At 64.2% G+C, this 1,372-nt stretch carries 1 protein-coding gene; it reads right to left on the bottom strand.

What is annotated here, in order from left to right:
- Nucleotides 1–273 precede the first annotated feature (273 nt).
- Nucleotides 274–1,314, bottom strand: coding sequence for an IS110 family RNA-guided transposase (locus tag AKN84_RS44270; RefSeq protein WP_050426604.1), 1,041 nt, complete (start codon nucleotides 1,312–1,314; stop codon nucleotides 274–276).
- Nucleotides 1,315–1,372 lie beyond the last annotated feature (58 nt).

Consider the following 1,372-nt stretch of genomic DNA (forward strand, 5'->3'; position numbering starts at 1 on the left):
AAAGCCAGGACCCATATGTGGACGGCCCCCGTGGCACAAGAGCTTTGTGGAACGGTTCGGATCGCTGTCATCCATATGTCCGGCCTGTTTGATGCGATCGTGCTGATCGCTGGGCCAAGATGGTTTCCGCGACGCGAGTGCCAAACAACCTGACGACCTTCTGAAGGCCAATGGGTCCTGCGGCTTGTCTCGCGTTCTGGATCGATCGATCATTCCATCTGCTCTTGCAGCTCCGGTTCGGCCGGCGCGTACCGCGTGCGGCCGGCCAAACTCCTAAGTAGCGATTGCCGGTTCGGCGTTGATCCGTGCGGCATCGTAGCTCTCGCCGGTGACCATCAGCTTCCAGGCGATGCGGGCCACCTTGTTGGCGAGCGCCACCGCCGCCAGCTTCGGCGGCTTGCGCCTGAGCAGCGCGACGAGCCAGCGCGAGGGCTGACCGCGCCCAAGTCTTGCCTGCCGGATCACCGCGGTCGCCCCTGCCACGAGCAGGCGACGCAGGGTCTCGTCGCCGGCACGGGTGATCTTGCCGAGCCTGGTCTTGCCCGCGGTGGAATGGTCTTTGGGCGTCAGGCCGAGCCAGGCCGCGAACCACCGGCCGGAGCGGAACGCACCCGGGTCGGGGGTCTTCATCACCAGCGACGTCGCAATGATCGGACCGACTGAGGGGATCTGAGCCAGACGACGGCTTGTGGCGTTCGCCCGATGCCAGGCCAGCAGCCTGGCCTCGATCGCCTTCAACTCACCCTGCAGCTGCGCATAGTCGCGCCCCTGCATGGCGAACAGCTCACGCGCCACGGCCGGAAGGTTCTCGTCCTGCGCGATCCGTGCCAGCAGCGGTTCGATCTTGTCCAGCCCCTTGGGAGCGATCAGGCCAAACTCCGCCGCGTAGCCGCGGATCGCATTGCAAAGCTGGGTACGGCGGGCGATCAGCCCGTCGCGGACCCCCGCCAGCATCAGCGCGGCCTGCTGCTCGGCGCTCTTCACCGGCACAAATCGCATCCGCGGCCGGCTCATTGCTTCGCACACCGCATCCGCGTCTCGCCCGTCATTCTTGTTGCGCTCCACATACGGCTTCACCAGCTGCGGCGCCATCAGCTTCACCTCATGGCCAAGCTTGCCAAGCTCCCGAGCCCAGTAATGGGCCGCACCGCACGCCTCCATCCCGACCACGGTCGGCGGCAACTTGGCAAAGAAATCCAGCACCTGTTTGCGCGAAAGCTTCTTGCGCAGCACCACCTGCTCCGCCGCATCAACTCCATGCAGCACAAAAATATGCTTCGACGTATCCATTCCAATGCGGATAAGCTCTCTCACGGACGGCTCCCTTGTCTGAGATTTGCAACAACCTCATTCTGGCACACTGATGCCGTAG

The sequence above is a fragment of the Bradyrhizobium tropiciagri genome (assembly GCF_001189845.1).
Classification (GTDB): Bacteria; Pseudomonadota; Alphaproteobacteria; order Rhizobiales; family Xanthobacteraceae; genus Bradyrhizobium; species Bradyrhizobium tropiciagri.